This window comes from Streptomyces sp. NPDC057137, assembly GCF_042670825.1.
GTDB lineage: Bacteria > Actinomycetota > Actinomycetes > Streptomycetales > Streptomycetaceae > Streptomyces.
Map to the genome: position 1 here is coordinate 159,509 of NZ_JBHUUW010000006.1, position 26,440 is coordinate 185,948.

The following is a 26,440-nucleotide window of genomic DNA, read 5'->3' on the forward strand; positions in this document are numbered from 1 at the left end:
TCAGCGACCCCTCAGAGCTTCATCAGGCTGGCGTCGTCGACCGAGGCCGAGTGGCGCGAACGGAACAGCGACACGATGATCGCGAGCCCGACGACGACTTCCGCCGCTGCCACGACCATCGTGAAGAAGGCGATGATCTGGCCGTCCAGATTGCCGTGCATCCGGGAGAAGGCGACGAACGCGAGGTTGCACGCGTTGAGCATCAGCTCGACGCACATGAAGACGACGATCGCATTGCGCCGGATCAGCACTCCGGCCGCACCGATGGTGAACAACAGGGCGGCGAGATAGAGGTAGTTGACCGGATTCATTTGGTGACGCCCTCCTCGCGGTCCTCGCGGTCCCGGCGCTCGTCGCGGCCGAGGCGCTCCGACGAGCGCTGTTCCAGCGCCTTCAGGTCGGCGATGGCCTCACCGGAGACGTCCCGGATCTGGCCGCGGTCCTTCAGCGTCTTGTTGACCGTCAGCTCCGAGGCGGTGCCGTCGGGCAGCAGACCGGCGATGTCCACCGCGTTGTGCCGGGCGTAGACGCCGGGCGCGGGCAGCGGAGGCAGGTGCTTGCTGCGGATGCGCTGCTCGGACATCTCGCGCTGGGTCAGGGCCCGTTCGGTGCGCTCGCGGTGCGTGAGCACCATCGCGCCGACGGAGGCCGTGATCAGCAGGGCGCCGGTGATCTCGAAGGCGAACACGTACTTGGTGAAGATCAGGGCGGCCAGGCCCTCGACGTTGCCTCCGGCGTTGGCGACGCCGAGTCCGGTGAAGGTCGTCAGCGACGCGTTGCCGATGCCGGCGATCAGCAGGACGCCGAAGCCGAGCCCGCAGGCGGCGGCCCACCAGCGCTGGCCCTTGATCGTCTCCGTGAGGGAGTCGGCGGCGGTGACGCCGACGAGCATGACCACGAAGAGGAACAGCATCATGATCGCGCCGGTGTAGACGACGATCTGCACGATGCCCAGGAAGTACGCCCCGTTGGCCAGGTAGAAGACCGCCAGGATGATCATGGTCCCGGCGAGACAGAGCGCGCTGTGCACGGCCCGCCTCATCAGGATCGTGCAGAGCGCGCCGATCACGGCGACGGTGCCGAGAATCCAGAACTGGACGGCCTCGCCGGTCGAGGTGAGGGAAGCGGCGAGCGTGTTCATCCGCCGATCACCTTCTTCGAAGCCGGTTCGTCCTCGCCGAAGGTGGAGGCGCTCTCCTGCGGGACTTCGCCCTTGGTGTACGCGACCTGCTTGACCGTGCCGGGAGCGGCCTCGGTCACCAGGCCCCGGTAGTAGTCCTGTTCGTCCGTGCCGGGGAAGATCGAGTGCGGGGACTCGACCATGCCCTCCTCCAGGCCGGCGAGGAGCTGCTCCTTGGTGTAGATGAGGCTCTCGCGCGAACTGTCGGCCAGCTCGAACTCGTTGGTCATCGTGAGCGCCCGCGTGGGGCACGCCTCGATGCACAGTCCGCACAGGATGCAGCGGGCGTAGTTGATCTGGTAGACGCGGCCGTAACGCTCGCCCGGGGAGTAGCGCTCCTCCTCGGTGTTGTCCGCGCCCTCGACATAGATCGCGTCCGCCGGGCAGGCCCAGGCGCACAGCTCGCAGCCGATGCACTTCTCCAGGCCGTCCGGATGACGGTTCAGCTGATGGCGGCCGTGGAAGCGCGGCGCCGTCACCTTCTCCGTCTCCGGATACTGCTCGGTCAGCCGCTTCTTGAACATGGCCTTGAAGGTCACGCCGAAGCCGGCGACCGGATTCAGCCGGCGCTCGCCGGGGTCGTCCCCCTTCGAACCTTTGGAAGTGTTGTCAGGCACCGTCAGCCTCCTTTCCGTCACTCGCGTCACTCTCAGTATTGACTCCGCCACTGACAACCAGTTCGCGCTCACCGCGTGAGCGCCGGCGCGGCACGGGCGGCAGGGTCTGCCCCGGCAGCGGAGGCACCGGGTAGCCACCGGCCATCGGGTCGAACGGCGGCGGTGGTGGTTCGGCCGCGGCGGCGGCCTTCTCCTTCTTGTCCCGGAAGATGTCGGCGACGAAGGAGAGCAGCAGGATCGCGATGACGGCCCCGGCGACGTACAGGACGATGTCCTGGAAGTCGTAGTTCTCGTTCCGCAGGGCGCGCACGGTCGCCACCAGCATCAGCCAGACGACCGAGACCGGGATCAGGACCTTCCAGCCGAGCTTCATCAACTGGTCGTAGCGCACCCGCGGGAGCGTGCCGCGCAGCCAGATGAAGAAGAACAGCAGCAGCTGGACCTTGACGATGAACCAGAGCATCGGCCACCAGCCGTGGTTCGCGCCCTCCCAGAACGTGGAGATGGGCCACGGGGCCCGCCAGCCGCCCAGGAAGAGCGTGGTGGCCACGGCGGAGACGGTGACCATGTTGACGTACTCGGCCAGCATGAACAGCGCGAACTTGATCGACGAGTACTCGGTGTTGAAGCCGCCGACCAGGTCGCCCTCGGACTCGGGCATGTCGAACGGCGCGCGGTTGGTCTCGCCGACCATCGTGACGATGTAGATGATGAAGGAGACCGGCAGCAGGATGATGTACCAGCGGTCGGCCTGTGCCTCGACGATCGCCGAGGTCGACATCGACCCGGAGTAGAGGAACACCGAGGCGAAGGCGGCGCCCATGGCGATCTCGTACGAGATCATCTGCGCGCACGAGCGCAGACCGCCGAGCAGCGGGTACGTCGATCCGGACGACCAGCCGGCGAGGACGATGCCGTAGATGCCGACCGAGGCGACCGCGAGGATGTAGAGCATCGCGATCGGCAGGTCGGTCAGCTGCATCGTGGTGCGCTGGCCGAAGATCGAGACCTCGTTGCCCGCGGGCCCGAAGGGGATCACGGCGATCGCCATGAAGGCGGGCACCGCCGCGATGATCGGCGCCAGGATGTAGACGACCTTGTCGGCCCGCTTGACGACGACGTCTTCCTTCAGCATCAGCTTGATGCCGTCGGCGAGCGACTGGAGCATGCCCCAGGGGCCGTGCCGGTTGGGGCCGATGCGCAGCTGCATCCAGGCGACGACCTTGCGCTCCCAGACGATGGCGACCAGCACGGTCACCATCAGGAACGCGAAGCAGAAGACGGCCTTGAAGGCCACCAGCCACCAGGGGTCGGTGCCGAACATCGAGAGGTCCTCGGCGGCGAGGACACTCTGCGCGGGGGCCGCGCCGAGTCGGTCGAGGGCGGTCATGCGCGCACCTCCGGTGCGTCGGACTCCGGGGCGCCGGCCGGAATGGCGTCGGCCGGGGCCGGTGCCTCGGCGGGGCCGATCCGGACCAGCGTGCCCGGCCGGGAGCCGGTGTCCGCGAGGACACCGCCGCCGGTCGAGTTCAGCGGCAGCCAGACGACCTTGTCGGGCATCTCCGTGACGCTGAGCGGCAGTTCGACCGTGCCGGCGGGCCCGGTGACGGCCAGGACGTCGCCGTCCTTGACGCCCGTCTCGGCCGCCGTGGTGGCGGAGAGCCGGGCGACGGCCGCGTGGCGCGTGCCCGCCAGGGCCTCGTCGCCGTCCTGGAGCCGGCCCTGGTCGAGCAGCAGCCGGTGACCGGCGAGGACCGCCTCGCCCGCGCCCGGACGGGGCAGCGGACGCGACGACTCGACGGGCGGTACGGCGCGAGCGCCGTCCCAGTTGCCGAACCGGTCCAGTTCGCGGCGTACGGACTTCAGGTCGGGCAGCGCCAGCGGTACGTCCATGGCGTCGGCGAGCATGTGCAGCACCCGCGCGTCGTCCGTGGCCAGCCTGCGCGTCATCTGCTCGGGCTTGAGCGCCGCGTCGAACATGCGGGCCCTGCCCTCCCAGTTGAGGAAGGTGCCGGCCTTCTCGGCGACGGCGGCGACCGGGAAGACGACGTCGGCGTGGTCGGTGACCTCGCTGGGACGCAGTTCCAGCGACACCAGGAAGCCGACGGCCGCGAGCGCCTCACGCGCGCGTGCCGGGTCCGGCAGGTCGGCGACCTCGACGCCCGCGACGACCAGCGCGCCGAGTTCGCCGGTCGCGGCGGCCTCGACGATCTGGCCGGTGTCCCGGCCGTGGCGGTGCGGCAGTTCACGTACGCGCCAGACCTCGGCGGTCTCCTCACGGGCCCGCGGGTCCGTGGCGGGACGGCCGCCGGGCAGCAGCGTCGCCAGCGCGCCGGCCTCGATCGCGCCGCGCTCGCCGGCCCTGCGCGGGACCCAGACGAGCTTGGCGCCGGTCGCGGTGGCGGCCCTGGCGGCGGCGGTGAGCCCGCCGGGAACGGCGGCGAGCCGTTCGCCGACGACGATCACCGCGCCGCTCTCGCGCAGGGCCTCGGCGGCGCGGGTGCCCGCGCCTTCGAGGCCGGTCTGCGAGGCGAGCGCGTCGAGCCATTCGGTCTCGGTGCCGGGCGCGGCGGGCAGCAGCGTGCCGCCCGCCTTCGTCAGACCGGGGGTGGCGTGCGTGGCGAGGGAGAAGCTGCGCTGCCCGTGCTTGCGGTGGGCCTTGCGCATCCTCAGGAAGACGCCGGGCGCCTCCTCCTCGGACTCGAACCCGACGAGCAGGACGGCCGGGGCCTTCTCCAGCGTCGTGTTGGTGATCCCCTTGCCGTCCAGGTCGAGGCCGTGGCCGGCGACATGGGCGGCGAGGAACTCGGCCTCCTCGGCGCTGTGCACGCGCGCGCGGAAGTCGATGTCGTTGGTGTCGAGCGCGACCCGGGCGAACTTGGCGTACGCGTAGGAGTCCTCGACCGTCAGCCGGCCGCCTGCCAGGACGGCGGCCCGGCCGCGTGCGGCGGCGAGACCGTTCGCGGCGGCCTCAAGTGCCTCCGGCCAGCTCGCCGGTGCCAGCTCGCCGTCCGCGCCCCGTACGAGAGGCGTGGTGAGCCGGTCCGGCCGCTGCGCGTAACGGAAGCCGAACCGCCCCTTGTCGCAGATCCACTCCTCGTTGACCTCGCGGTCCTCGGCGGCCATCCGCCGCATGACCTTGCCGCGCCGGTGGTCGGTGCGGGTGGCGCAGCCGCCCGAGCAGTGCTCGCACACGCTCGGCGAGGAGACCAGGTCGAACGGGCGGGAGCGGAAGCGGTACGCCGCCGAGGTCAGCGCGCCGACCGGGCAGATCTGGATGGTGTTGCCGGAGAAGTACGACTCGAAGGGGTCGCCCACGCCGATGCCGACCTGCTGGAGCGCGCCGCGCTCCAGGAACTCGATCACCGGGTCGCCCGCGACCTGGTTGGAGAAGCGGGTGCAGCGCGCGCAGAGCACGCACCGCTCGCGGTCGAGCAGCACCTGGGTGGAGATCGGCAGGGGCTTCTCGAAGGTCCGCTTCTTGCCCTCGAACCGGGTGTCGGCCTGGCCGGTGCTCATCGCCTGGTTCTGCAGCGGACACTCACCGCCCTTGTCGCAGACCGGGCAGTCCAGCGGGTGGTTGATGAGCAGCAGCTCCATCACACCGCGCTGGGCCTTCTCGGCGACCGGCGAGGTGATCTGCGACTTGACGACCATGCCGTCGGTGCAGGTGATGGTGCAGGAGGCCATCGGCTTGCGCTGGCCCTCGACCTCGACGATGCACTGCCGGCAGGCGCCGACCGGGTCGAGGAGCGGGTGGTCGCAGAAGCGGGGGATCTCGATGCCGAGGAGTTCGGCCGCGCGGATCACCAAGGTCCCCTTGGGGACCGAGATCTCGATGCCGTCGATCGTCAGCGAGACGAGATCTTCGGGCGGGACCGCCGCCTCGCCGCCGCCGGAGGGGGCAGACGTGGTGACTGTCATGCGTTCACCTCCAGGTGCGTGTGTCGGTCGGCCCATAGGGTGGACTTCGCCGGGTCGAAGGGGCAGCCCTTGCCGGTGATGTGCTGCTCGTACTCCTCGCGGAAGTACTTGAGCGAGGAGAAGATCGGCGCCGCGGCGCCGTCCCCGAGGGCGCAGAACGACTTGCCGTTGATGTTGTCGGCGATGTCGTTGAGCTTGTCGAGGTCGGAGGGCACGCCCTTGCCGGCCTCGATGTCGCGCAGCAACTGGACCAGCCAGTAGGTGCCTTCACGGCACGGGGTGCATTTGCCGCAGGACTCGTGGGCGTAGAACTCGGTCCAGCGGGTGACGGCGCGCACCACACAGGTGGTCTCGTCGAAGCACTGGAGCGCCTTGGTGCCGAGCATGGATCCGGCGGCGCCGACGCCCTCGTAGTCGAGGGGCACGTCCAGGTGCTCGTCGGTGAACATCGGGGTGGAAGAGCCGCCCGGCGTCCAGAACTTGAGCCGGTGGCCCTTGCGCACGCCGCCGCCCATGTCGAGCAGCTGGCGCAGGGTGATGCCGAGCGGGGCCTCGTACTGGCCGGGGCTGGTGACGTGCCCGCTGAGCGAGTAGAGCGTGAAGCCCGCGGACTTCTCGCTGCCCATCGACTTGAACCAGTCCTTGCCGCGGTTGAGGATCGCGGGAACCGAGGCGATGGATTCGACGTTGTTCACCACAGTGGGGCACGCGTAGAGACCCGCGACCGCCGGGAACGGCGGGCGGAGGCGGGGCTGTCCGCGCCGTCCCTCCAGCGAGTCCAGCAGCGCGGTCTCCTCGCCGCAGATGTACGCGCCGGCCCCCGCGTGCACGGTGATGTCGAGGTCGATCCCGCTGCCGAGGATGTCCTTGCCGAGGTAGCCCGCCTCGTAGGCCTCACGTACGGCCTCGTGCAGCCTGCGCAGTACGGGCACGACCTCGCCGCGCAGATAGATGAAGGCGTGCTGCGAGCGGATCGCGTAGCAGGCGATGATCATTCCCTCGATGAGGGAGTGCGGGTTGGCGAAGAGAAGGGGGATGTCCTTGCAGGTGCCGGGCTCCGACTCGTCGGCGTTGACGACGAGATAGTGCGGTTTGCCGTCGCCCTGCGGAATGAACTGCCACTTCATACCGGTGGGGAAGCCCGCGCCGCCCCTGCCGCGCAGACCGGAGTCCTTCACGTACGCGATGAGGTCGTCGGGCGTCATGGCGAGCGCCTTGCGCAGGCCCTCGTACCCCTCGTGACGCTTGTACGTCTCCAGCGTCCACGCGTCGGGCTGGTCCCAGAACGCGGACAGGACCGGAGAGAGAAGCTTCTCCGGGCCGGTGTCGCTCATCTCGGGTGCTGTGGTCATCACTTCCCCTCCTCGGCTACCGGGCCCGTGGGGTTCGCGGGGTCGGACGCCGAGGTCTTCTGCGGCGCGTCGTGCGAGCTCAGGTGCTCGGAACCGGGCTGGTGGGGTGCGGCATCCGCGGGCGCGGCCGGCTGCGGTCCCGGCGTACGGCCCGAGACCGCCTCGCCCTTGGCGAGCTTGAGGCCGATCAGCGAGGCGGGGCCCGCGCCACCGGTGGCGCCGACGGCGCCGGGGCGCTCGTCGGGGAAGCCCGCGAGGATCCGCGCGGTCTCCTTGTACGTGCACAGGGGCGCGCCGCGGGTCGGGGTGACCTGCTCGCCGGCCATGAGGTCGTCCACGAGCTGCTTCGCCGACTCGACGGTCTGGTTGTCGAAGAACTCCCAGTTGACCATCACCACCGGCGCGAAGTCGCAGGCCGCGTTGCACTCGATGTGCTCCAGCGTGACCTTGCCGTCCTCGGTGGTCTCGTTGTTGCCGACGCCCAGGTGCTGCTTCAGCTCGTCGAAGATGGCGTCGCCGCCCATCACCGCGCACAGCGTGTTGGTGCAGACGCCGACCTGGTAGTCGCCGGACGGCTTGCGCCGGTACATCGAGTAGAAGGTGGAGACCGCGGTCACCTCGGCGGTGGTCAGCCCCAGCATCTCGGCGCAGAACCGGACGCCGGTACGGGTGACGTACCCCTCCTCGGACTGGGTGAGGTGCAGCAGCGGCAGCAGGGCCGAGCGGCTGTCGGGGTAGCGGGCGATCACCTCCTTCGCGTCCGTCTCCAGCCGGGCGCGTACATCGGCCGGGTAGTCGGGGGCGGGGAGTTGGGGCATTCCGAGGCTGACCTCGGAATTCGGTGTGGTGGTCACCGGTCGACGCCTCCCATCACGGGGTCGATGGACGCGACGGCGACGATGACGTCGGCGACCTGGCCGCCCTCACACATGGCCGCCATGGACTGGAGATTGGTGAACGACGGGTCGCGGAAGTGGACCCGGTAGGGGCGCGTGCCCCCGTCGGAGACGACGTGCACGCCGAGTTCGCCCTTGGGCGACTCGACGGCGGCGTACGCCTGGCCGGGCGGGACCCGGAAGCCCTCCGTCACCAGCTTGAAGTGATGGATCAGAGCCTCCATGGACGTGCCCATGATGTTCTTGATGTGGTCGAGCGAGTTGCCGAGTCCGTCCGGGCCGAGCGCGAGCTGCGCGGGCCAGGCGATCTTCTTGTCGCCGACCATGACCGGGCCCGGCTCCAGGCGGTCCAGGCACTGTTCGACGATCCGCAGCGACTGGCGCATCTCTTCCAGCCGGATGAGGAAGCGGCCGTAGGCGTCGCAGGTCTCGGCGGTCGGGATGTCGAAGTCGTACGTCTCGTAACCGCAGTACGGGTCGGTCTTGCGCAGGTCGTGCGGCAGCCCGGCCGAGCGCAGGATCGGTCCGGTGGCGCCGAGCGCCATGCAGCCGGCCAGGTCGAGATAGCCGACGTCCTGCATACGGGCCTTGAAGATCGGGTTGCCGGTGGCGAGCGCGTCGTACTCCGGCAGGTTCTTGCGCAGGGTCTTCAGCAGTTCGCGCAGATGGTCGACGGCGCCCGGGGGAAGGTCCTGGGCGAGGCCGCCGGGCCGGATGAACGCGTGGTTCATCCGCAGGCCGGTGATCAACTCGTAGGCGTCGAGAATCAGTTCACGATCGCGGAATCCGTAGATCATGATCGTGGTCGCGCCGAGTTCCATACCGCCGGTGGCGATACAGACGAGGTGCGACGAGAGCCGGTTCAGCTCCATCAGCAGGACGCGGATGATGTTCGCCCGGTCCGGGATGTCGTCCTCGATGCCCAGCAGCGTCTCCACGGCCCGGCAGTACGCCGTCTCGTTGAAGAACGACGTCAGGTAGTCCATCCGCGTGACGAAGGTGGTGCCCTGCGTCCAGTTGCGGAATTCGAGGTTCTTCTCGATACCGGTGTGCAGATAGCCGATGCCGCAGCGGGCCTCGGTGACGGTCTCGCCCTCGATCTCCAGGATCAGCCGGAGCACACCGTGCGTCGACGGGTGCTGGGGACCCATGTTGACGATGATGCGCTCGTCGTCCGACTTGGCCGCGGTCTCGACGACCTCGTCCCAGTCACCACCGGTGACGGTGTAGACGGTGCCCTCGGTGGTGGCACGGGGAGTGGCGTGTGGGGTGGTCATGAGTACGACCTCCGCTGGTCCGGAGACGGGATCTGGGCGCCCTTGTACTCGACGGCGATGCCGCCGAGGGGATAGTCCTTGCGCTGCGGGAAGCCCTGCCAGTCGTCCGGCATCATGATCCGGGTGAGGGCGGGGTGGCCGTCGAAGATCAGGCCGAAGAAGTCGTACGTCTCACGCTCGTGCCAGTCGTTGGTCGGATAGACCGCGACGAGGGACGGCACGTGCGGGTCGGCGTCCGGTGCGGACACCTCAAGACGGATCAGCCGGCCGTGCGTCAGTGAGCGCAGGTGGTAGACGGCGTGCAGCTCGCGGCCCTTGTCGCCCAGGAAGTGGACGCCGGACACACCCGTACAGAGCTCGAAGCGGAGCGCCGGGTCGTCGCGCAGGGTCTTGGCGACCTGGACCAGGTGCTCGCGGGCGATGTGGAAGGTGAGTTCGCCGCGGTCGACGACCGTCTTCTCGATGGCGTTGGAGGGGAGCAGTCCCTGCTCCTCCAGCGCGCCTTCGAGTTCGTCGGCGATCTCGTCGAAGACACCGTCGCGGCCGCCGTACGGGCGGCTGGCGGCGCCGGGCAGGCTCACGGTCCTGACGAGACCGCCGTAGCCGCTGGTGTCACCGCCGCCGGTGTCGGTGCCGAACATGCCCTTGCGTACGCCGATGACCTCGGCGGCCTGGCCACGCGCGGACGGCACGCTGCTGCCGGCCTCGTCGCCCGGCCGGGCGTCGGTCGGCTCGTTGTCCGGGGAACTTCCGGATCGCTGCTCGTCGCTCACCGCAGCAGCCCCTTCATCTCGATCGTCGGGAGCGCCTTGAGCGCCGCCTCCTCCGCCTCGCGGGCGGCCTCCTCCGCGTTGACCCCGAGCTTTCCGCCCTGGATCTTCTGGTGGAGTTTGAGAATGGCGTCCATCAGCATTTCCGGACGCGGCGGGCAGCCCGGCAGGTAGATGTCGACAGGGACGATGTGGTCGACGCCCTGGACAATCGCGTAGTTGTTGAACATCCCGCCGGACGACGCGCAAACCCCCATGGAAATGACCCACTTGGGATTCGGCATCTGGTCGTAGACCTGCCTCAGGACGGGCGCCATCTTCTGGCTCACCCGTCCTGCCACGATCATCAGGTCGGCCTGGCGCGGCGAACCGCGGAAGACCTCCATGCCGAACCGGGCCAGGTCGTAGCGGCCGGCGCCCGTCGTCATCATCTCGATGGCACAGCAGGCGAGGCCGAAGGTCGCCGGAAAGACGGACGACTTCCGCACCCAGCCCGCGGCCTGCTCGACGGTGGTCAGCAGAAATCCGCTCGGCAGCTTCTCTTCGAGTCCCATTGGTTGCCCTTCCGCGCCTTTAGTCCCATTCCAGACCGCCGCGCCGCCACACATACGCGTAGGCGACGAAGACGGTGAGCACGAAGAGCAACATCTCCACGAGCCCGAAAAGCCCCAGTGCGTCGAAGGTGACGGCCCAGGGGTAAAGGAAGACGACCTCGATGTCGAAAATGATGAAGAGCATCGCCGTCAGGTAGTACTTGATGGGAAAGCGGCCACCTCCGGCCGGCGTGGGAGTGGGCTCGATGCCGCACTCGTACGCTTCGAGTTTTGCCCGGTTGTACCTTTTCGGGCCGATAAGCGTGGCCGATACCACGGAGAAGATCGCAAACGCGGCACCGAGAGCGCCGAGCACGAGGATTGGCGCGTAGGCATTCACGCTCCTCGCTCCTTCCAGTCGTCCCTGACCGTTGGTCCTCAACCGAGCTTCTGTCTCGCCGCCCCACGAAGATCACGCGTATGTGAGGCAGTTCACAAGCCGGACTGCCCCGCATCCTATGCCTCCCACTCTGTGACGTGCGACACGGGGTGCAACAACGAGTTTGTGATCTCCACCACCTGACGATCGATCATGTGTCGGAGGGCCGTTGGACCTTCGAACGGGCAGCGGTCGGTCGATCACCTGAGGTAACAATGCGGAGAGTTACCGCTGGTCGGAGGCGCGCGGCCCTATCAAGGCAATGCGGAGAGCAGCAAATTGGAGATGGACGCGCGCGGGTGATAGAGGCGCGCGCCACCCGCCCGGGGGAGGTCACGGGACAGAGGTGGACGGGGGCGGGCGGAGGCGGACGAACACGGATCACGTGCACGCGTTCACGAGCGCCCGGGAGTCCCGGCGTTCATCATTCTGTGACCTGCGCCACTCCGCTCAACCGTCCCAAGAGTGGGGCTTGGCCATCAGAGCGAACGGATGGTAGGTGACGGGCAATCCGGGCGATTCACCGAAACCCTATGATCACAGCCATGATCACGAGTGCCCGATATGCCCGTTACGGCGTCAATAAAGGTCTCCAGCAAGCGGATTGACCCATTCCGAACGTAACTGTGGCGCAACACACTTTGCTTGAAGGGAACCCGAAAGCCCTGATAGCGATTGTCCTCATGTCCCACACCGCTCACATACCCAGCCACCGGAAGCCCCGCCGAAACGCGTCGAAAACCGCGATCCGGTCCGGAGTTGCCGGTGGCGTCCTCAGCACCATCGCGCTGGCTGGTGCCGCCGCTCCGGCCAACGCCGAGCCGGTGACCGAGACCATCGAGATGCCCACGCTCACCTCCGGCCTCGCCGGCAGCGTCGCGCAGTCCGCCGCCGCCACCCAGCAGGTCGCGGTCGACCTCGAACTGAGGGCCCAGCAGGACGCAGCGGCGACCCACGCCGCGAAGGTCGCCAAGAAGGCCAAGGCCGAGGCGGAGCGCAAGGCCGAGGCGAAGGAGAAGGCCGCGGCCGCCGCCCGCGCCAAGGCCGCCGAGGAGGAGCGCGCCTCACGCTCCGAGGAGCGGACGACGCTCGCCGCTTCCTCCTCCGGTTCCTCCACCCCGGCCTCGTACGGCACCACGCAGGCCTCCGGTTCCGCCGCGGCCGTCCTGGCCTTCGCGCGCGCCCAGGTCGGCGACGCGTACGTCCTCGGCTCCACCGGCCCGAACTCGTGGGACTGCTCCAGCCTCGTCCAGGCCGCGTACCGCCAGGCCGGTGTCGACCTGCCGCGCACCTCGCAGCCGCAGTCGACGGCCGGCACCCAGGTCTCCCTGGACAACCTCCAGCCCGGCGACATCCTCTACTGGGGCGGCGCGGGCAGCGCGTACCACGTGGGGATCTACTCCGGCGGCGGCAAGTTCATCGGCGCCCAGAACTCCGGTACGGGCGTCGTCGAGAAGACGCTGGACTGGGACCCGCCGAGCGGCGCGGTCCGTCTCCTCTGACGCATCGGCACCTCTGACCCACCGGCACCTCCGCACGACCCTCATGACCAAAGGGCCGCCACTCCCCCGCCCCGGGGAGCGGCGGCCCTTCGCCGTGCCGCGCGCCCCGGCGTACCCCGACGGGCCTCGCGGACAGACGTGTTCGAGAGTGGCCCGACGCCATCGGGGGCATCGGACTGGCAGGGAACCTCTCCCCCCACACCACGCACAGCGCAGGAGGCACCACCGATGACCGTCAACGGCGTCGACGTTTCGTCGTACCAGAGCTCGTCGTTCTCCACGCAGGGCCTGCACTTCGCCATCGTCAAAGCCACCGAGGGCACCTCGTACCTCAACCCCCGTATGAAGGCCCAGGCTTCACACGCGCGGGAGGCCGGGCTCGTCGTCGGCTTCTACCACTTCCTGCGGCCCGGCAGCATGAAGGCGCAGGCGGAGTACTTCGTGAACAAGGCCGCCGAGCGCGCGGGCGACCCGCTGTTCGCCGACTGGGAGGACGCGGACGTCAGTTGCGCGTCGAAGGACGCCTTCCTGGCGGAGGTCAAGCGGCTGCGGGGCGCGGACCACCGCGTCGGGCTGTACTGCAACCGGGACTTCTGGCTCAACCGCGACACCACGAGCGAGGCGGGCGACGCCCTGTGGATCGCGGACTATGTGACGGCGGGCAAGCCCCGGATCAAGGCCGCGTGGAAGTTCCACCAGTACACGGACACTCCGCTCGACACGAACGTCGGCAAGTTCGCGGACGCCGCCGCCCTGCGGAAGTGGGCCGAGGGATAACCCGGCCCACCGCACCGCACCGCCCCGCACCGTCCTACGACTTCGGCGCGACCTTGCTGAGACCGTTGATGATGCGGTCCATCGCGTCGCCGCCCGACGGGTCGGTCAGATTCGCCAGCATCTTGAGCGTGAACTTCATCAGCAGCGGGTGCGTGAGCCCCCGCTGCGTCGCGATCTTCATGACCTTCGGGTTGCCGATCAGCTTCACGAAGGCGCGGCCCAGCGTGTAGTAGCCGCCGTAGGTCTCCTTGAGCACCCGCGGATAGCGCTGGAGGGCCATCTCGCGCTGTCCGGGCGTCTGCCGGGACTGCGCCTGCACGATGACGTCCGCCGCGATCTGGCCGGACTCCATGGCGTACGCGATGCCCTCACCGTTGAACGGGTTGACCAGACCGCCCGCGTCACCGACCAGCAGCAGGCCCTTGGTGTAGTGCGGCTGCCGGTTGAAGGCCATCGGCAGCGCGGCGCCGCGGATCGGCATCGTCATGTTGTCGGGCGTGTAGCCCCAGTCCTCCGGCATCGACGCGCACCACGCCTTCAGCACCTCGCGCCAGTCCAGCTCCTTGAAGGCGGACGACGAATTGAGGATGCCCAGACCGACGTTGGAGGTGCCGTCGCCCATGCCGAAGATCCAGCCGTAGCCGGGCAGCAGCCGGTCCTGCGGACCGCGCCGGTCCCACAGCTCCAGCCACGACTCCAGGTAGTCGTCGTCGTGCCGGGGCGAGGTGAAGTACGTACGGACGGCGACGCCCATCGGCCGGTCCTCGCGCCGGTGCAGCCCCATCGCGAGCGACAGCCGTGTGGAGTTGCCGTCGGCGGCGACGACGAGCGGGGCGTGGAAGGTGACGGGCGTCTTCTCCTCGCCCATCTTGGCGTTGACGCCGGTGATCCGGCCGGTGCGCGGGTCGATGATCGGCGCGCCGACGTTGCAGCGCTCGTGCAGCCGCGCCCCGGCCTTCTGCGCCTGCCGGGCCAGTTGCTCGTCGAAGTCGTCGCGCTTGCGTACGAGTCCGTAGTCCGGGTAGCTGGCGAGATCCGGCCAGTCGAGTTGGAGCCGTACACCGCCGCCGATGATCCGCAGGCCCTTGTTACGGAGCCAGCCGGCCTCCTCGGAGATGTCGATGCCCATGCCCACGAGCTGCTTGGTGGCGCGCGGGGTGAGACCGTCGCCGCACACCTTCTCGCGCGGGAACGCGGTCTTCTCCAGCAGCAGGACGTCCAGGCCCGACTTGGCGAGGTGGTACGCCGTGGTGGAGCCCGCCGGGCCCGCACCGACGACGATCACATCTGCGGTGTGTTCGGAGAGGGGCTCGGTCACAGCGGGATCTCCCGAAGACTCGTGGGACTCGGCTGGCGGGTCCCATCATGGCGTACCGACGGCTGTGGACATGTTCGGCACTGGACAGGTGCAGTCTATGGGTGCGTATTGATCGACAAGTTGAAGGGCTGCCCTCGTGAACGACATCACCCGACCGGTCCCCGTCGTGCGGCTCCGTGTTCCCACCGAGGAGGACTCGCGGGAGTGGCACCGGCTCTTCGACGATCCGGATGTCATGGAGTTCCACGGCGGTCCCGCGCCGCTCTCCGAGTACGAGGAGTTCACCGCCCGCCAGCGCGGGCACGCCGCCGAACGCGGCTTCTGCCTCTGGACGATGCTGGACTCCGAGGACCGGGTGATCGGCTTCACCGGCGCGCAGCCGTGGCCGCACACGTCGTTCGGCCCGGTCGGCGAGATCGAGATCGGCTGGCGCCTCGGCCGCGCGTACTGGGGCAAGGGGTACGTGACGGCCGCCGCGCACGCGACGCTGGAGCGGGTACGGGCGGCGGGCGTCCCCACCGTCGTGGCGATGGTCGACGCCCGCAACGACCGCTCGGTCGCGGTGGCGCGGCGCCTGGGCATGGAGCTGGAAGAGACGTTCGTGACGCCGGTGGGGCAGCGGAAGGCGTACCGCTTCCGGCTCAGGCTCGACCGGCGGCCCTGACTCCGCTCAGGCTTCGACCCCGCTCGGGCTTCGACCGCGCTCAGGCTTCGGACGGCTTGATGCCGCGGTGCAGTGCCACGACCCCGCCGGTCAGATTCCGCCACGCGACCTTCGACCAGCCGGCCTTCTGGAGCAGACCGGCGAGGCCCGGCTGGTCGGGCCAGGCGCGGATGGACTCGGCGAGGTACACGTACGCGTCCGGGTTCGAGGACACGGCACGCGCCGTCGGCGGCAGCGCGCGCATCAGGTACTCGGTGTAGACGGTCCGGAAGGGCTCCCAGGTCGGCTGGGAGAACTCACAGATCACGACCTGCCCGCCGGGCTTGGTCACCCGGTACAGCTCGCGCAGCGCGCCGTCCGTGTCCTGGACGTTGCGCAGGCCGAAGGAGATCGTGACGGTGTCGAAGACGTCGTCGCGGAACGGCAGTTTGGTCGCGTCGCCCGCGGTCAGCGGCAGCCAGGGGTGGCGCTTCTTGCCCTCGCGGAGCATGCCGAGCGAGAAGTCGCACGGCACGACGTAGGCGCCGGTGGCCGCGAAGGGCATGGAGGAGGTGGCGGTGCCCGCGGCGAGGTCGAGGACCTTCTGCGCGGGGCGGGCGTTCACCGCCTTCGCGACCTCCTTGCGCCAGAGCCGCGCCTGGCCGAGGGAGAGCACGTCGTTGGTGAGGTCGTACTTCGCCGCCACGTCGTCGAACATCGAGGCGACTTCGTGCGGCTGCTTGTCCAGGGAGGCCCGGGTCACTGGCGTTCCGCCTGACTTGTCTCGGTTGTCTCTGCGCGATCCACCGCGGTACACCGCGGTACGGCGCCATTCTCGCAGGCGGGCCGCGGCGCCGCGCGCCTGCCTCGCACGCGTCGGCCCGGTCGCTCGGGGGCGCGCCGGCGTGTGCCTCACGCACGTCCGTGCGTCGGCTCGCCCGCCTCCGGCGTCGGCTCGGGGACTGTCCGGCGCCGCGGCCGGGAACGTCGGCCCGGTCGTGCGGCTCGTGGGCCGCGCTTGTCCTCGATCGCTGGACGGGCCGCATATGCGGCCCGTCCGGCGATCGACACGAACCGGCCGCGGCCTCAGGCGCGTCGGTGGACCAGTCGGCCGTCGAGGACCGTCGCCACGCAGCTCGTCGCGCCCGCGCGCGACAGCGCGGTGTACGGGTCGTCGGCGGGCGGGACGTCGAACACCGCGAAGTCGGCCTGGCGGCCCTCGAAGCCCAGCGGCGGCAGCACGAACGCCTCCTCGACCGGCCGTCCTGCGAGGGGGTCCAGGCCGGGTGGGCCCGGTGGTTCGGTGAGGCGTTGCTCGATGCCGAGGCCCGAGCGCGCGACGGCGTCCGCCACCGTGGCCCGCCGCAGGGTCCCGGCGACCGCGACCGTGCCGTGCGCCAGCATCCGCCGGATCCCGCGCCGCGCGCTCGCGCCCCAGCGGGTGTCGGTCATCTCCAGCGCGGCGAGCGCGGCGCCGGTCAGCGGTTCCGTCCCCAGCTCGTCGGCCTCGCGCGGGTCGGGATGGTAGGTCTGCTCCAGCAGTTCGGGACCGTACGGATTGCACAGCCCCGGTGTGAGGACGCCCGGCCACCGTCTGACCCGGGCGGCGGAATGCGAGGCCGCCAGCTCCTCGTACGGGCCGACGGCCTCGATCGCGTCTCCCGCGACCAGGACCGCGCCGCCCGGTACGGGCGCGCGTCCGGCGCCGGGCAGCAGCAGGTCCGCCCGGTGAATCGTCAGTGCCACCCGGTCAGTTGGCGTCGAGCAGCTTGAGTTCCGGGTGCGCCGTGCCGCCCGCGATGGCGGTGGACGAGATGTGCGAGGCGACGCGCTCGTCGACCGGGTCGTTCGCCGGGTCGTCGTGCACGACGATGTGCTCGTACGTCGTGGTGCGCTGCGCCGGCACCCGGCCCGACTTGCGGATCAGGTCGATGATCTCCAGCCGGTTCGAGCGGTGCTTGGCGCCCGCCGACGAGACGACGTTCTCCTCCAGCATGATCGAGCCGAGGTCGTCCGCGCCGTAGTGCAGGGACAGTTGGCCGACCTCCTTGCCCGTGGTCAGCCAGGAGCCCTGGATGTGCGCGACGTTGTCGAGGAAGAGGCGGGCGATGGCGATCAGCCGCAGGTACTCGAAGAGCGTGGCCTGCGTCTGTCCCTTCAGCTTGTTGTTCTCCGGCTGGTAGGTGTACGGGATGAACGCCCGGAAGCCGCCCGTCCGGTCCTGTACGTCGCGGATCATCCGCAGGTGCTCGATCCGCTCGGCGTTCGTCTCGCCGGTGCCCATGAGCATCGTGGACGTCGACTCGACGCCGAGGCCGTGCGCGGTCTCCATGATCTCCAGCCACCGCTCGCCGGACTCCTTGAGCGGCGCGATCGCCGTACGCGGCCGGGCCGGCAGCAGTTCGGCGCCGGCGCCCGCGAACGAGTCGAGGCCCGCCGCGTGGATCCGGCGGATCGCCTCCTCCACGGTGACGTCCGAGAGACGGGCCATGTGCTCGACCTCGGACGCGCCGAGGGAGTGGATGACCAGCTGCGGGAACGCGGCCTTGATCGCGCCGAAGTGCTTCTCGTAGTACTCCACGCCGTAGTCGGGGTGGTGGCCGCCCTGGAACATGATCTGGGTGCCGCCGAGTTCGACCGTCTCCGCGCAGCGGCGCAGGATGTCGTCGAGGTCGCGGGTCCAGCCCTTGTCGGTGTCCTTGGGGGCCGCGTAGAAGGCGCAGAACTTGCACGCCGTCACGCAGACGTTGGTGTAGTTGATGTTCCGCTCGATGATGTACGTCGCGATGTGCTCCGTGCCGGCGTACCGGCGGCGGCGCGCGCGGTCGGCGGCGGAGCCGAGCGCGTGGAGGGGGGCCGAGCGGTAGAGGTCGAGCGCCTCTTCGGGGGTGATCCGGCCACCCTCGGCAGCGCGGTCGAGGACAGACTGCTGGTCGGCCTTCTCGGTCACCGGGGCGTCACCTTTCGGCGGTGTATCAGTGGATCTACGGACCGATCCAGCGTACGCCAGGGGTACGGGCCGACCGGCTGCCGGGCTCGCGGGGTCCTCGCGGGGCCTCGTGGGGACCCGCAGGGTCTTCGAGGTCGCTACTGCTTCTTCAGCGTCCCCGTCGGGTTGCCCGCCGCCTCCTCCGTCGAGACGAAGCTCAGATCACCGTTGCCGGTGAGCGTGAACGTCAGCGCGGCGGCCTCCGTGGTCGTGCACAGCCCCGCCCTGCCGGGCCGCTCGGGATCGGTCGACTCCTCGATCCGGATCTCCTTGGCGGTGGCCGACACGAGCGTGCCCACGCCGTAGCACTCGACCTCCACGCCGAGCAGCGAGAGGAGGCTGGTCGAGCGGAACACCTTCTCGCCCTTCCCGCCCTCGGTGATCTCGACGGTGTAGTCGCCGTGCGGCACGCCGGAGTCCTCGGTCGTCGGCCCCTTCCAGGTGCCGACGAACTGCTCGGGCACGGCCGCCGGCGCGCCGGTGGCACTCTCCGTGGGGCTGCCGGTCGGGCTGCCGCTGGGGCTGTCCGTGGCGGCATCGGGCGCCGTGGCCGACGGCTTGGGGCTCGCGCCCGCCGAGCCCCGGTCGGCCGAGTCCGACGACTTGTTGTCCGAGAACTGGTCCAGGAGCAGCGTCCCGCCCAGCGTGACCGCGGCCAGCGCTCCCGCCACGGCGAGGGCGACGGTGCAGCTCACCTTGCGGCGGCGCGGTCCGGCCCGGCCCGCGGTGACCGAGAGGGACATCCGGGGGTCGTCGGTGTCCTGGCCGCCACGGGGCGGGCCAGTCGGGTGCGCCTTCACGTCCGGCTCCGTCGGCGGCCCGAACTCGCCGAGCGGGAGCGCCGGCTGGGATGGGTGTCCGGTCGACTCCGGAGGCGTGGGCCAGTGCACCGGCTGCCCGGGAGCGTCCCGTACGGGCTGCGCCGTCTCCAGGTTCAGCAGTTCTATGGCGGCCCGGCTGATCTCCCGTACCAGTGGGTCCGGCAGCCAGCCCTCGTCCACCAGCGCGACCGCCCCGCCCGACGCGGCCGCGAGCCGCGCGGCGATCTCCGCCGGCGCGGGGCGCGCGGCCGGGTCCTTGGCGAGGCAGTGGGCCACCAGGTCCTTCAAGTCGCCTTCCAGCGCGCCCAGTTCGGGCTCCTCGTGGACGACCTTGTAGAGCAGCGCGGCGGAGGAGTCGCCGGGGAACGGGCTGACCCCGGCGGTGGCGTACGCGAGCACCGCGCCGAGCGAGAAGACGTCGGCCGCGCCCGTGACGCCCTTGCCGAGTATCTGCTCGGGCGACATGTAGCCGGGTGAGCCGACGGAGACGCCGGTGGAGGTGAGTGAGGCGGTGCCGTCCGTGGCGCGCGCTATCCCGAAGTCGATGAGCCGGGGCCCGTCGAGGGCGAGCAGGACGTTGGACGGTTTGACGTCGCGGTGGACGAGGCCCAGTTCATGGACCGCGCCCAGCGCCTCGGCGAGCCCGGCTCCCAGCGCCCGTACCGTCCGCTCGGGCAGGGGGCCGTACGTGGCGACCGCCTGGGTCAGCGAGGGGCCCGCCACATAGCCGGTGGCGACCCAGGGCGTGGCCGCCTCCGGGTCGGCGTCGAGCACCGGCGCCGTCCAGGCGCCGCCGACCCGGCGGGCCGCCGCGACCTCGCGGCGGAAGCGGGCCCGGAACTCCTCGTCCAGCGCGAAGTGCGGATGGATGACCTTGACGGCGACCGTCCGGCCGCCCTCCGACCTGGCCAGATAGACCCGGCCCATGCCGCCGGCGCCGAGTCTGCCCAGCAGCCGGTACGCGCCGATGGTGCGAGGCCCGTCCGCGTCGAGCGGCTGCATACCCGTCCCCTCCCCGTTCCCCGTCCCCCGTGTGCCGCTCCTACCTTCTCAGGACGGGAGCAACTCGACGTGGGGGTCGGCGGGATAGCCGGTCGTGGGTCCGGTGCGCCGGGCGAACTCCCGTACGCCCGCGAGCTGGTCGGGCCCGAAGCGGAAGTCGAGCGTCGTGAAGTAGCGCTCCAGCAGTTCCGCGTCGAAGGTCTCCCAGCGCGCGGCCTGCTCGGCGACCTTGGTGACCTCCTCCAGCGACACGTCGCGGGAGGCGAGGAACGCCTGGTGCACCAGGCGTACGGTCTCCGGCTCGCGCGCCAGGTAGTCCTTGCGCGCCGCCCACACCGCGAAGACGAACGGGAGCCCCGTCCAGTCCTTCCACATCTGTCCGAGGTCATGGACCTGGAGGCCGAGGCGCGGCGCGTCGTGCAGCGAGGCGCGCAGGGCGGCGTCGCCGATCAGTACGGCCGCGTCCGCCTCCTGCATCATCAGGCCGAGGTCGGGCGGGCACGTGTAGTAGTCGGGCGTGACTTCGTACTTCTCGGCGAGCAGGAGCTGCGCGAGCCGTACGGCGGTCCGCGAGGTCGAGCCGAGGGCCACCCGCGCCCCGTCCAGTTCGTCGAGCGGCACCTGCGAAACGATCAGGCAGGACATGACGGGGCCGTCGCAGCCGACCGCCAGATCGGGGAATGCCACGAGGTTCTCGGCATTACGGAGGAATTCGACCACGGTGACGGGACCGATATCGAGATCTCCGCGCACGAGGCTCTCGCTGAGCTTCTCCGGGGTGTCCTTCGTCAGCTCAAGATCGAAGAGGGCTCCTGTTCTGCCGAGGCCCCAGTAAAGGGGGAGGCAGTTCAGGAACTGGATGTGACCGACGCGCGGCCGGACGCGGGGGTGATCGCTTCCGCCCGTGTCGGGGCCTGCCGTGTTTTCAGAGGAGCTGTCCACACCGCGAGGCTAGACCTGTGAGGCGGGTGGGACGGGCAGGGGGTGCTGGACGGCGGCCTCGGGCGGGTCTCCTTCGCACGTCAGGAGCGTCGCCGCGTCACCCCGCCGGAGTCCTCTTCAAACGTCCGGGTGAGCCGATCTTTGGGTGATCTTTCCCCCTACCGCTGCCCGTGAGACGCGTGCTAGGCTCGCCGCAAGTTGCAGTTTGGTTTCCCTTGCAGTACAGAGCCTGCGGAGCATGTGACCCGCAGGCTTTTGTAGTTTTCAGACTTGTTTGCAGGTTCTGGAGCAGGGCAACCCTTTGGCCCAAGGAGGGCTTATGGCTACCGGAACCGTCAAGTGGTTCAACGCTGAAAAGGGCTTCGGCTTCATCGCCCAGGACGGCGGCGGCCCGGATGTCTTCGTCCATTACTCCGCGATCAACGCGTCCGGGTTCCGCTCCCTCGAGGAGAACCAGGTCGTGAACTTCGACGTCACCCAGGGCCCGAAGGGCCCGCAGGCGGAGAACGTAACCCCGGCCTAGTTGCCCGGGTCGGAAGATCGCGCACGGAAAAAGCAGTATCAAGGAGCCCTGTCCCCCGCATGTCCAGTGCGGGGAGCAGGGCTCCTGCCTTTCCTGCCGGCTACAGCGCGGCCACCGCCTCGTCGAGCACCAGCACCTTCGGGTCGACGGCCAGCGCCCGCGCGATCGCGAGCCGCTGCCGCTGACCGCCGGACATCCCGTGCGGACGCGCCCCGGCCTCGCGGGCGCCCAGCCCCACCCGGTCGAGCAGCCCGTCGGCCAGTGAGTCCTCGCGGCCTCCGAACTAGCCGCCCGGCACCTGGCGTTGGCGCTGGGCCGACGAGTTGGGCGAGACCTTCGCGAGCCGGGTGGAGTCGGTCCTCACCGCGCCGCACACACCGACCGGCATCACGGCGGAGTCCCTGACGGGGCTGGTGGTGGCGGACGTACTGCTGCTGGCGCTCACCACGCTGGACGAGACGCGCGCGGTCGAGTCGTCCCATCAACTGACGGCGCTGCGCGAGCAGTTGCCGGCGCCGCGCCGTAAGGGCTGAGATCGGGGGGCGTCAGCTGTACAACTCGTCGATCTCCGCCGCGAAGTCCGCCACGACCGCCGTCCGCCGCACCTTGAGCGACGGCGTCAGCTGCCCGCTCGCCTCCGTGAAGGAGACGGGCAGCACGCGGAAGCGGCGGATCGACTCGGCCCTGGACACCAGCCGGTTGGCCTCGTCGACCGCCCGTTGGAGCGCGGAGAGCAGGTCCTCGTCCGTGACCAGCTCGTCCCGCGTCAGGTGCTCCTTCTTCTTCATCTGGCGCCAGTGCGCGAGCCCTTCCGGCTCCAGGGTGATCAGGGCCGTGACGTACGGGCGGTTGTCGCCGAGCACCAGGCACTGGCCGATCAGCGGGTGGGCGCGCAGCCAGTCCTCCAGCGGGGCCGGGGCGACGTTCTTGCCGGCCGAGGTGATGATGATGTCCTTCTTGCGGCCGGTGATGGTGAGATAGCCGTCGTCGTCCAGCGCGCCCAGGTCCCCGGTCGCGAACCAGCCGTCGTCCAGGGCCGGTACGGGCTCGCCACGCTCCATGTCCCAGTAGCCGGTGAACACTTGACCGCCGCGCAGCAGCACCTCGCCGTCGTCGGCGATCCGTACGGAGGTGCCGGGCAGCGGCCAACCGACCGTGCCCAGGCGGGGTTTGAGCGGGGGCGTCACCGTGGCGGCGGCCGTGGTCTCCGTCAGGCCGTACCCCTCGAAGATCGTGATCCCCGCGCCCGCGTAGAAGGCGGCGAGGGAGCGCCCCAGCGGGGAGCCGCCGCAGATGGCCTGCACGACCTTGCCGCCGAGGGCGGCGCGTATGCGCCGGTAGACCAGCGGGTCGTAGAGCGCGCGGGCGGCTCTGAGGGGCAGCCCGGGGCCGGGGCCCGTACCGGCGGTGGCGGCCTCGACGGCCAGCCCGTACCGGCGGGCGATCCTCGCCGCGCGGTCGAAGGAGGCGGCGCGGCCCATCTTCTCGGCGGTGGCGCGGCCGGTGTTGAAGACCTTCTCCAGGACGTACGGGATGGCCAGCAGGAAGGTCGGCCGGAAGCCGGCGAGATCGGCGATGAGGTCGTCGGTGCGCAGCGACGGCGCGTGCCCGAGCCGTACCCGCGCGCGCAGACAGCCCACCGCGACCATGCGTCCGAAGACATGGGAGAGCGGCAGGAAGAGCAGCGTGGAGGCGGGCTCCTTGCTCACCGACTTGAAGACGGGGTGGAGCAGTTCGATGCAATTGTCCACCTCCGCGAAGAAGTTGGCGTGCGTGAGGACGCAGCCCTTCGGGCTTCCCGTGGTGCCGGAGGTGTAGACGAGGGTCGCGAGGGACGCGGGCGAGAGCGCGGCGCGCCGCGCCTCCAGCTCCGTGTCGGGGACATCGGCGCCGGCCGCGCACAACGCGTCGACGGCGCCGGTGTCGAAGGTCCAGAGGTGGGCCAGGTCCGGCAGTTGCCTGCGCTCGTGGCTGATCAGCCGGGCCTGTTCCTTGCTCTCGACCGCGCAGGCGACGGCGCCGGAGTCCTGGAGGATCCAGCGGGTCTGGAAGGCGGAGGAGGTGGGGTAGACGGGGACGGTGACGAGGCCGGCGGCCCAGGCCGCGAAGTCCAGGAGCGTCCACTCGTAGGTCGTACGGGCCATGATCGCGAGCCGGTCACCGGGCCGCAGCCCCTCCGCGATCAGCCCCTTGGCGACAGCGCGGACCTCGTCGGCGAACGCGGCGGCGGTGACGTCCCGCCAACGCCCGTCGGCCTCTTTACGGCTGAGGACGGCCTCGTCCGGGGCGTCCCGCGCGTTGTCGAAGGGGATGTCGGCGAGTGAGCCGTCCGGTGCGGGCGGCACGAGGGGCGGCACGGAGACCTGTCGTACGACTCCGTCCACCCACAGCTTCTCGGGCTCGACCTGCGCGAGACCCGGCGGCGCGGACGGTTGAGCCGGCGGCGCGGGCGGGAGCGGGGGCTCAGGCGCGGACGGCGGCTCCGGCGGCGCGGGCACCTGCCATGGCTGGGCCCCGGCGCCATCGGCGGGTACGTCTGCGGACACGCGCTGTTCCCTCATCTCTGCACGGAGCGGGAGGCTCCGGCCCGGCCAGAGTAAATCCGGAGCGGGTCGCGAAATCAAGACAGCGACGCCGTCACCGCGTCCCCCGGCCAACTACCGCAGTGTGGCTGCCGAGTTGCCCGCCGACCAACGCTCGCCGTCCAGCAGTCTCCCCAGCCCCGTCCAGGCGAAGTTCATCAGCGTGGACGCGGCCTCCTTGGCCGAGACGTCCGGCGTCTCGTTCGCCCACCCGGCCAGCGCCTCGGCGGCGCCGACGAGTGCCTGGGCGACCCCGACGACGTCCCGGTCACCGAGATCCGCCAGATCGGGCGCGGCGGGTGACGCGCGGCCCGCGTCCCTGAGCAGGCCGGTCACCAGGGCGACCAACTCCTCCCGCATCGAGCCAACTTCGGCGGCGAAGGACTCCCCGTGCGTACGGGCCTGCCGGTGCAGCACCGACCAGGCGTCGGGGTTCTCCGCCGTATGCGCGAAGAACGCGGTGAGCCCGGCCCACAGTTGCTCGTCCGGCGCGAGCCCCGGCTCCACGACACCGGCGCGTACGGCCACGAGGAGCGCGTCGGCCTCGCGGCGGATGCACGCGGTGAACAGGTCCTCCTTGGAGTTCAGATACAGATACACCAACGGCTTGGAGACACCGGCCAGTTCGGCGATCTCGTCCATCGACGCCGCTCGATATCCCCGCCGCCCGAAGGTCGCCACCGCGGCGTCCATCATCTGCCGCTCACGCACCTCACGCGGCATCCGTTTGATCTTGCCCGCGCCTGCGGAACCCACCTGGTCGTCCTCCCACCCCACGTCCCCCCGAACCCGGGTAAGCCTACGGTCAGCGAGGAGGACGCGGCGGCGCCCCCGGCCGAAAAGACCGGGGGCGCCACCAGGATGTGACTCGTGATCAGTTACCGCGTCACGCGGCGACCGGGACAGCGGTCTTGCGGTCGCTGGGCTCCGGCTCCGGCTCCGGCTCGTCGATCGGGTTCGCCGACGCCGAGTTGTACTTGTCGTGGTCCAGGATCTTCTCCCGGGCCGCGACGATGACCGGGACCAGGGCCTGGCCCGCGACGTTCGTCGCCGTACGCATCATGTCCAGGATCGGGTCGATGGCGAGCAGCAGACCCACGCCCTCCAGCGGCAGACCCAGCGTGGAGAGGGTCAGGGTCAGCATGACCGTCGCGCCGGTGAGACCGGCCGTGGCCGCCGAACCGACCACCGAGACGAAGGCGATCAACAGGTAGTCCTGGATGCCGAGTTGGACGTCGAAGATCTCCGCGATGAAGATCGCGGCCAGCGACGGGTAGATCGCCGCGCAGCCGTCCATCTTGGTGGTGGCGCCGAACGGGACGGCGAAGCTCGTGTACTCCTTCGGCACGCCGAGGCGCTCGGTCACCCGCTGGGTGACGGGCATCGTGCCGACCGAGGAGCGGGAGACGAAGGCCAGCTGGATCGCGGGCCAGGCGCCCTTGAAGAACTGGATCGGGCTGACCTTGGCGACCGTCACCAGCAGCAGCGGGTAGACGCCGAAGAGGACCAGGGCGCAGCCGATGTACACGTCGGCGGTGAAGGTGGCGTAGTCGCCGATCAGGTCCCAGCCGTAGTCCGCGATGGCGTAGCCGATGAGTCCGACGGTGCCGAGCGGGGCGAGCCGGATGACCCACCACAGGGCCTTCTGGAGCAGTTCGAGCACGGACTCGCTGAGCGCCAGGATCGGCGCGGCGCGGTCACCGAGCTTGAGCGCGGCGATGCCCGCGACGGCGGCCAGGAAGACGATCTGGAGGACGTTCAGCTCGGTGAACGGGGTGATCACGTCCGTCGGCACGATGCCGGTCAGGAAGTCGAGCCAGGAGCCCGAACCCTCGGGCTTCTGGCCGTCCTTGGGGGTGAGGCCGGTGCCGGAGCCGGGGTTGGTGATCAGGCCGATCACGATGCCGATGACGACGGCGATCAGTGAGGTGATCAGGAACCAGAGCAGGGTGCGCGAGGCCAGCCTGGCGGCGTTGTTGACCTTACGGAGATTGGTGATCGACACCAGGATCGCGAAGAAGACCAGCGGGGCGACGGCCAGCTTCAGCAGCTGGACGAAGATGCTGCCGACCTTGTCGAGCGTGGTGTAGAGCCAGTTGATGTCCTGGCTGCGGGCGAGCCAGCCGAGCAGGACGCCGAGTACGAGACCGGCGACGATCTGGGCCCAGAACGGGACCTTGGGTATGGAGAAACCTGGGCCTGAACCGGCCGGCTTGTCGGCCTGGTCGGCCTTGCCGGTGGTGGCGGGCTCGGAATTCGCGGACACGGACACACTCCAGTTGGGCATACGGAGGTACGGGGACGAGGGGGTGGAACTGGGGGGTGCGGCGCCCGTGCGTCAGAAGGGGCGCCG

24 protein-coding genes and 2 pseudogenes are annotated in these 26,440 nt (G+C 70.0%); 5 read left to right on the forward strand and 21 right to left on the reverse strand.

The window, feature by feature from the left end; all coding sequences use genetic code 11:
- Nucleotides 1–11: 11 nt before the first annotated feature.
- The 11 genes from nuoK to ACFT9I_RS08030 all read right to left on the reverse strand — a co-directional run bounded on the left by nuoK (nt 12) and on the right by ACFT9I_RS08030 (nt 10,949).
- Nucleotides 12–311 carry an NADH-quinone oxidoreductase subunit NuoK gene (gene nuoK, locus ACFT9I_RS07980; protein WP_069927518.1) on the reverse strand — a complete coding sequence of 100 codons (300 nt, stop codon included), beginning with the start codon at nt 309–311 and terminating at the stop codon, nt 12–14.
- On the reverse strand, nt 308–1,141 hold the full coding sequence (locus ACFT9I_RS07985; RefSeq protein ID WP_382561891.1) for an NADH-quinone oxidoreductase subunit J: 834 nt from the start codon (nt 1,139–1,141) through the stop codon (nt 308–310). Before ACFT9I_RS07985 ends, nuoK begins: the two co-directional genes overlap by 4 nt.
- On the reverse strand, nt 1,138–1,797 hold the full coding sequence (gene nuoI, locus ACFT9I_RS07990) for an NADH-quinone oxidoreductase subunit NuoI (RefSeq protein ID WP_382561893.1): 660 nt from the start codon (nt 1,795–1,797) through the stop codon (nt 1,138–1,140). The genes ACFT9I_RS07985 and nuoI overlap by 4 nt, the downstream gene beginning before the upstream one ends.
- The gene (gene nuoH, locus ACFT9I_RS07995) at nt 1,790–3,187 is read right to left on the reverse strand and encodes an NADH-quinone oxidoreductase subunit NuoH (RefSeq protein WP_382561895.1); all 1,398 of its coding nucleotides are present in this window, start codon (nt 3,185–3,187) and stop codon (nt 1,790–1,792) included. The genes nuoI and nuoH overlap by 8 nt, the downstream gene beginning before the upstream one ends.
- The gene (locus tag ACFT9I_RS08000) at nt 3,184–5,721 is read right to left on the reverse strand and encodes an NADH-quinone oxidoreductase subunit G (protein ID WP_382561896.1); all 2,538 of its coding nucleotides are present in this window, start codon (nt 5,719–5,721) and stop codon (nt 3,184–3,186) included. Before ACFT9I_RS08000 ends, nuoH begins: the two co-directional genes overlap by 4 nt.
- Nucleotides 5,718–7,073, reverse strand: a complete 1,356-nt coding sequence (gene nuoF, locus ACFT9I_RS08005) for an NADH-quinone oxidoreductase subunit NuoF (protein WP_382561898.1) — start codon at nt 7,071–7,073, stop codon at nt 5,718–5,720. The genes ACFT9I_RS08000 and nuoF overlap by 4 nt, the downstream gene beginning before the upstream one ends.
- Nucleotides 7,073–7,891, reverse strand: coding sequence for an NADH-quinone oxidoreductase subunit NuoE (gene nuoE / locus ACFT9I_RS08010; RefSeq protein ID WP_382561974.1), 819 nt, complete (start codon nt 7,889–7,891; stop codon nt 7,073–7,075). Before nuoE ends, nuoF begins: the two co-directional genes overlap by 1 nt.
- A 32-nt stretch (nt 7,892–7,923) precedes the next feature.
- Nucleotides 7,924–9,246: an NADH-quinone oxidoreductase subunit D gene (locus ACFT9I_RS08015; RefSeq protein WP_382561900.1), complete on the reverse strand. Its 1,323-nt coding sequence runs from the start codon at nt 9,244–9,246 to the stop codon at nt 7,924–7,926.
- Entirely contained in the window at nt 9,243–9,938 is a 696-nt protein-coding gene (locus ACFT9I_RS08020) for an NADH-quinone oxidoreductase subunit C (protein ID WP_382561975.1), read from the reverse strand. Before ACFT9I_RS08020 ends, ACFT9I_RS08015 begins: the two co-directional genes overlap by 4 nt.
- 77 nt (nt 9,939–10,015) lie before the next feature.
- Nucleotides 10,016–10,570 carry an NADH-quinone oxidoreductase subunit B family protein gene (locus ACFT9I_RS08025; protein WP_160506582.1) on the reverse strand — a complete coding sequence of 185 codons (555 nt, stop codon included), beginning with the start codon at nt 10,568–10,570 and terminating at the stop codon, nt 10,016–10,018.
- 19 nt (nt 10,571–10,589) lie between these two features.
- Nucleotides 10,590–10,949: an NADH-quinone oxidoreductase subunit A gene (locus ACFT9I_RS08030; protein ID WP_354607312.1), complete on the reverse strand. Its 360-nt coding sequence runs from the start codon at nt 10,947–10,949 to the stop codon at nt 10,590–10,592.
- A gap of 722 nt (nt 10,950–11,671) precedes the next feature.
- Here ACFT9I_RS08030 and ACFT9I_RS08035 point away from each other — a divergent pair.
- Nucleotides 11,672–12,490, forward strand: a complete 819-nt coding sequence (locus ACFT9I_RS08035) for a C40 family peptidase (RefSeq protein WP_382561903.1) — start codon at nt 11,672–11,674, stop codon at nt 12,488–12,490.
- Between the two features lie 228 nt (nt 12,491–12,718).
- A complete protein-coding gene (locus ACFT9I_RS08040; RefSeq protein ID WP_382561905.1) occupies nt 12,719–13,267 on the forward strand; it encodes a glycoside hydrolase family 25 protein in 549 nt (182 codons plus the stop codon).
- 34 nt (nt 13,268–13,301) lie between these two features.
- Here the strand turns inward: ACFT9I_RS08040 and ACFT9I_RS08045 are convergent, their stop codons facing one another.
- Nucleotides 13,302–14,585: a geranylgeranyl reductase family protein gene (locus ACFT9I_RS08045; RefSeq protein WP_382561907.1), complete on the reverse strand. Its 1,284-nt coding sequence runs from the start codon at nt 14,583–14,585 to the stop codon at nt 13,302–13,304.
- A 145-nt stretch (nt 14,586–14,730) separates the two neighbouring features.
- Here ACFT9I_RS08045 and ACFT9I_RS08050 point away from each other — a divergent pair, with 145 nt between their 5' ends.
- Entirely contained in the window at nt 14,731–15,249 is a 519-nt protein-coding gene (locus ACFT9I_RS08050; RefSeq protein WP_382561977.1) for a GNAT family N-acetyltransferase, read from the forward strand.
- Nucleotides 15,250–15,289: 40 nt separating this feature from the next.
- Here the strand turns inward: ACFT9I_RS08050 and ACFT9I_RS08055 are convergent, their stop codons facing one another.
- The 5 genes from ACFT9I_RS08055 to ACFT9I_RS08075 all read right to left on the reverse strand — a co-directional run bounded on the left by ACFT9I_RS08055 (nt 15,290) and on the right by ACFT9I_RS08075 (nt 20,982).
- Nucleotides 15,290–15,991, reverse strand: a complete 702-nt coding sequence (locus ACFT9I_RS08055) for a demethylmenaquinone methyltransferase (protein ID WP_382561909.1) — start codon at nt 15,989–15,991, stop codon at nt 15,290–15,292.
- 323 nt (nt 15,992–16,314) lie between these two features.
- Entirely contained in the window at nt 16,315–16,968 is a 654-nt protein-coding gene (locus tag ACFT9I_RS08060; protein WP_382561979.1) for a hypothetical protein, read from the reverse strand.
- 10 nt (nt 16,969–16,978) lie between these two features.
- Nucleotides 16,979–18,178 carry a cyclic dehypoxanthinyl futalosine synthase gene (mqnC, locus tag ACFT9I_RS08065; protein ID WP_382561911.1) on the reverse strand — a complete coding sequence of 400 codons (1,200 nt, stop codon included), beginning with the start codon at nt 18,176–18,178 and terminating at the stop codon, nt 16,979–16,981.
- A 137-nt stretch (nt 18,179–18,315) separates the two neighbouring features.
- On the reverse strand, nt 18,316–20,040 hold the full coding sequence (locus tag ACFT9I_RS08070; RefSeq protein ID WP_382561913.1) for a serine/threonine-protein kinase: 1,725 nt from the start codon (nt 20,038–20,040) through the stop codon (nt 18,316–18,318).
- Nucleotides 20,041–20,088: 48 nt separating this feature from the next.
- Complete coding sequence (locus ACFT9I_RS08075) at nt 20,089–20,982, reverse strand: menaquinone biosynthetic enzyme MqnA/MqnD family protein (RefSeq protein WP_382561915.1); 894 nt, start codon at nt 20,980–20,982, stop codon at nt 20,089–20,091.
- A gap of 319 nt (nt 20,983–21,301) precedes the next feature.
- Between ACFT9I_RS08075 and ACFT9I_RS08080 the strand changes: the two genes are divergently transcribed.
- Nucleotides 21,302–21,505: a cold-shock protein gene (locus ACFT9I_RS08080; protein ID WP_003967102.1), complete on the forward strand. Its 204-nt coding sequence runs from the start codon at nt 21,302–21,304 to the stop codon at nt 21,503–21,505.
- Nucleotides 21,506–21,608: 103 nt separating this feature from the next.
- Here the strand turns inward: ACFT9I_RS08080 and ACFT9I_RS08085 are convergent.
- Nucleotides 21,609–21,782, reverse strand: a pseudogene (locus ACFT9I_RS08085) (ATP-binding cassette domain-containing protein); the annotation flags it as partial.
- Nucleotides 21,783–21,822: 40 nt separating this feature from the next.
- Here ACFT9I_RS08085 and ACFT9I_RS08090 point away from each other — a divergent pair.
- Nucleotides 21,823–22,038 (forward strand): annotated as a pseudogene (locus ACFT9I_RS08090) (transcriptional regulator); the annotation flags it as partial.
- 12 nt (nt 22,039–22,050) lie between these two features.
- Here the strand turns inward: ACFT9I_RS08090 and ACFT9I_RS08095 are convergent.
- The 3 genes from ACFT9I_RS08095 to ACFT9I_RS08105 all read right to left on the reverse strand — a co-directional run bounded on the left by ACFT9I_RS08095 (nt 22,051) and on the right by ACFT9I_RS08105 (nt 26,374).
- Nucleotides 22,051–24,003, reverse strand: coding sequence for an AMP-dependent synthetase/ligase (locus ACFT9I_RS08095; RefSeq protein WP_382561981.1), 1,953 nt, complete (start codon nt 24,001–24,003; stop codon nt 22,051–22,053).
- A 159-nt stretch (nt 24,004–24,162) separates the two neighbouring features.
- The gene (locus ACFT9I_RS08100; RefSeq protein ID WP_382561983.1) at nt 24,163–24,810 is read right to left on the reverse strand and encodes a TetR/AcrR family transcriptional regulator; all 648 of its coding nucleotides are present in this window, start codon (nt 24,808–24,810) and stop codon (nt 24,163–24,165) included.
- A gap of 163 nt (nt 24,811–24,973) precedes the next feature.
- A complete protein-coding gene (locus ACFT9I_RS08105) occupies nt 24,974–26,374 on the reverse strand; it encodes a dicarboxylate/amino acid:cation symporter (RefSeq protein ID WP_382561917.1) in 1,401 nt (466 codons plus the stop codon).
- Between the last annotated feature and the right edge of the window lie 66 nt (nt 26,375–26,440).

Excerpts from the sequence above, each read along its gene's own strand:
- ACFT9I_RS08040 (WP_382561905.1), top strand. The coding sequence starts at position 12,719 with ATGACCGTCAACGGCGTCGACGTTTCGTCGTACCAGAGCTCGTCGTTC.
- ACFT9I_RS07985 (WP_382561891.1), bottom strand. The coding sequence starts at position 1,141 with ATGAACACGCTCGCCGCTTCCCTCACCTCGACCGGCGAGGCCGTCCAG.
- ACFT9I_RS08025 (WP_160506582.1), bottom strand. The coding sequence starts at position 10,570 with ATGGGACTCGAAGAGAAGCTGCCGAGCGGATTTCTGCTGACCACCGTC.
- nuoF (WP_382561898.1), bottom strand. The coding sequence starts at position 7,073 with ATGACCACAGCACCCGAGATGAGCGACACCGGCCCGGAGAAGCTTCTC.
- ACFT9I_RS08070 (WP_382561913.1), bottom strand. The coding sequence starts at position 20,040 with ATGCAGCCGCTCGACGCGGACGGGCCTCGCACCATCGGCGCGTACCGG.
- ACFT9I_RS08035 (WP_382561903.1), top strand. The coding sequence starts at position 11,672 with ATGTCCCACACCGCTCACATACCCAGCCACCGGAAGCCCCGCCGAAAC.
- ACFT9I_RS08080 (WP_003967102.1), top strand. The coding sequence starts at position 21,302 with ATGGCTACCGGAACCGTCAAGTGGTTCAACGCTGAAAAGGGCTTCGGC.
- ACFT9I_RS08000 (WP_382561896.1), bottom strand. The coding sequence starts at position 5,721 with ATGACAGTCACCACGTCTGCCCCCTCCGGCGGCGGCGAGGCGGCGGTC.
- ACFT9I_RS08100 (WP_382561983.1), bottom strand. The coding sequence starts at position 24,810 with ATGCCGCGTGAGGTGCGTGAGCGGCAGATGATGGACGCCGCGGTGGCG.
- nuoE (WP_382561974.1), bottom strand. The coding sequence starts at position 7,891 with ATGCCCCAACTCCCCGCCCCCGACTACCCGGCCGATGTACGCGCCCGG.
- nuoK (WP_069927518.1), bottom strand. The coding sequence starts at position 311 with ATGAATCCGGTCAACTACCTCTATCTCGCCGCCCTGTTGTTCACCATC.
- ACFT9I_RS08105 (WP_382561917.1), bottom strand. The coding sequence starts at position 26,374 with ATGCCCAACTGGAGTGTGTCCGTGTCCGCGAATTCCGAGCCCGCCACC.
- nuoH (WP_382561895.1), bottom strand. The coding sequence starts at position 3,187 with ATGACCGCCCTCGACCGACTCGGCGCGGCCCCCGCGCAGAGTGTCCTC.
- ACFT9I_RS08015 (WP_382561900.1), bottom strand. The coding sequence starts at position 9,246 with ATGACCACCCCACACGCCACTCCCCGTGCCACCACCGAGGGCACCGTC.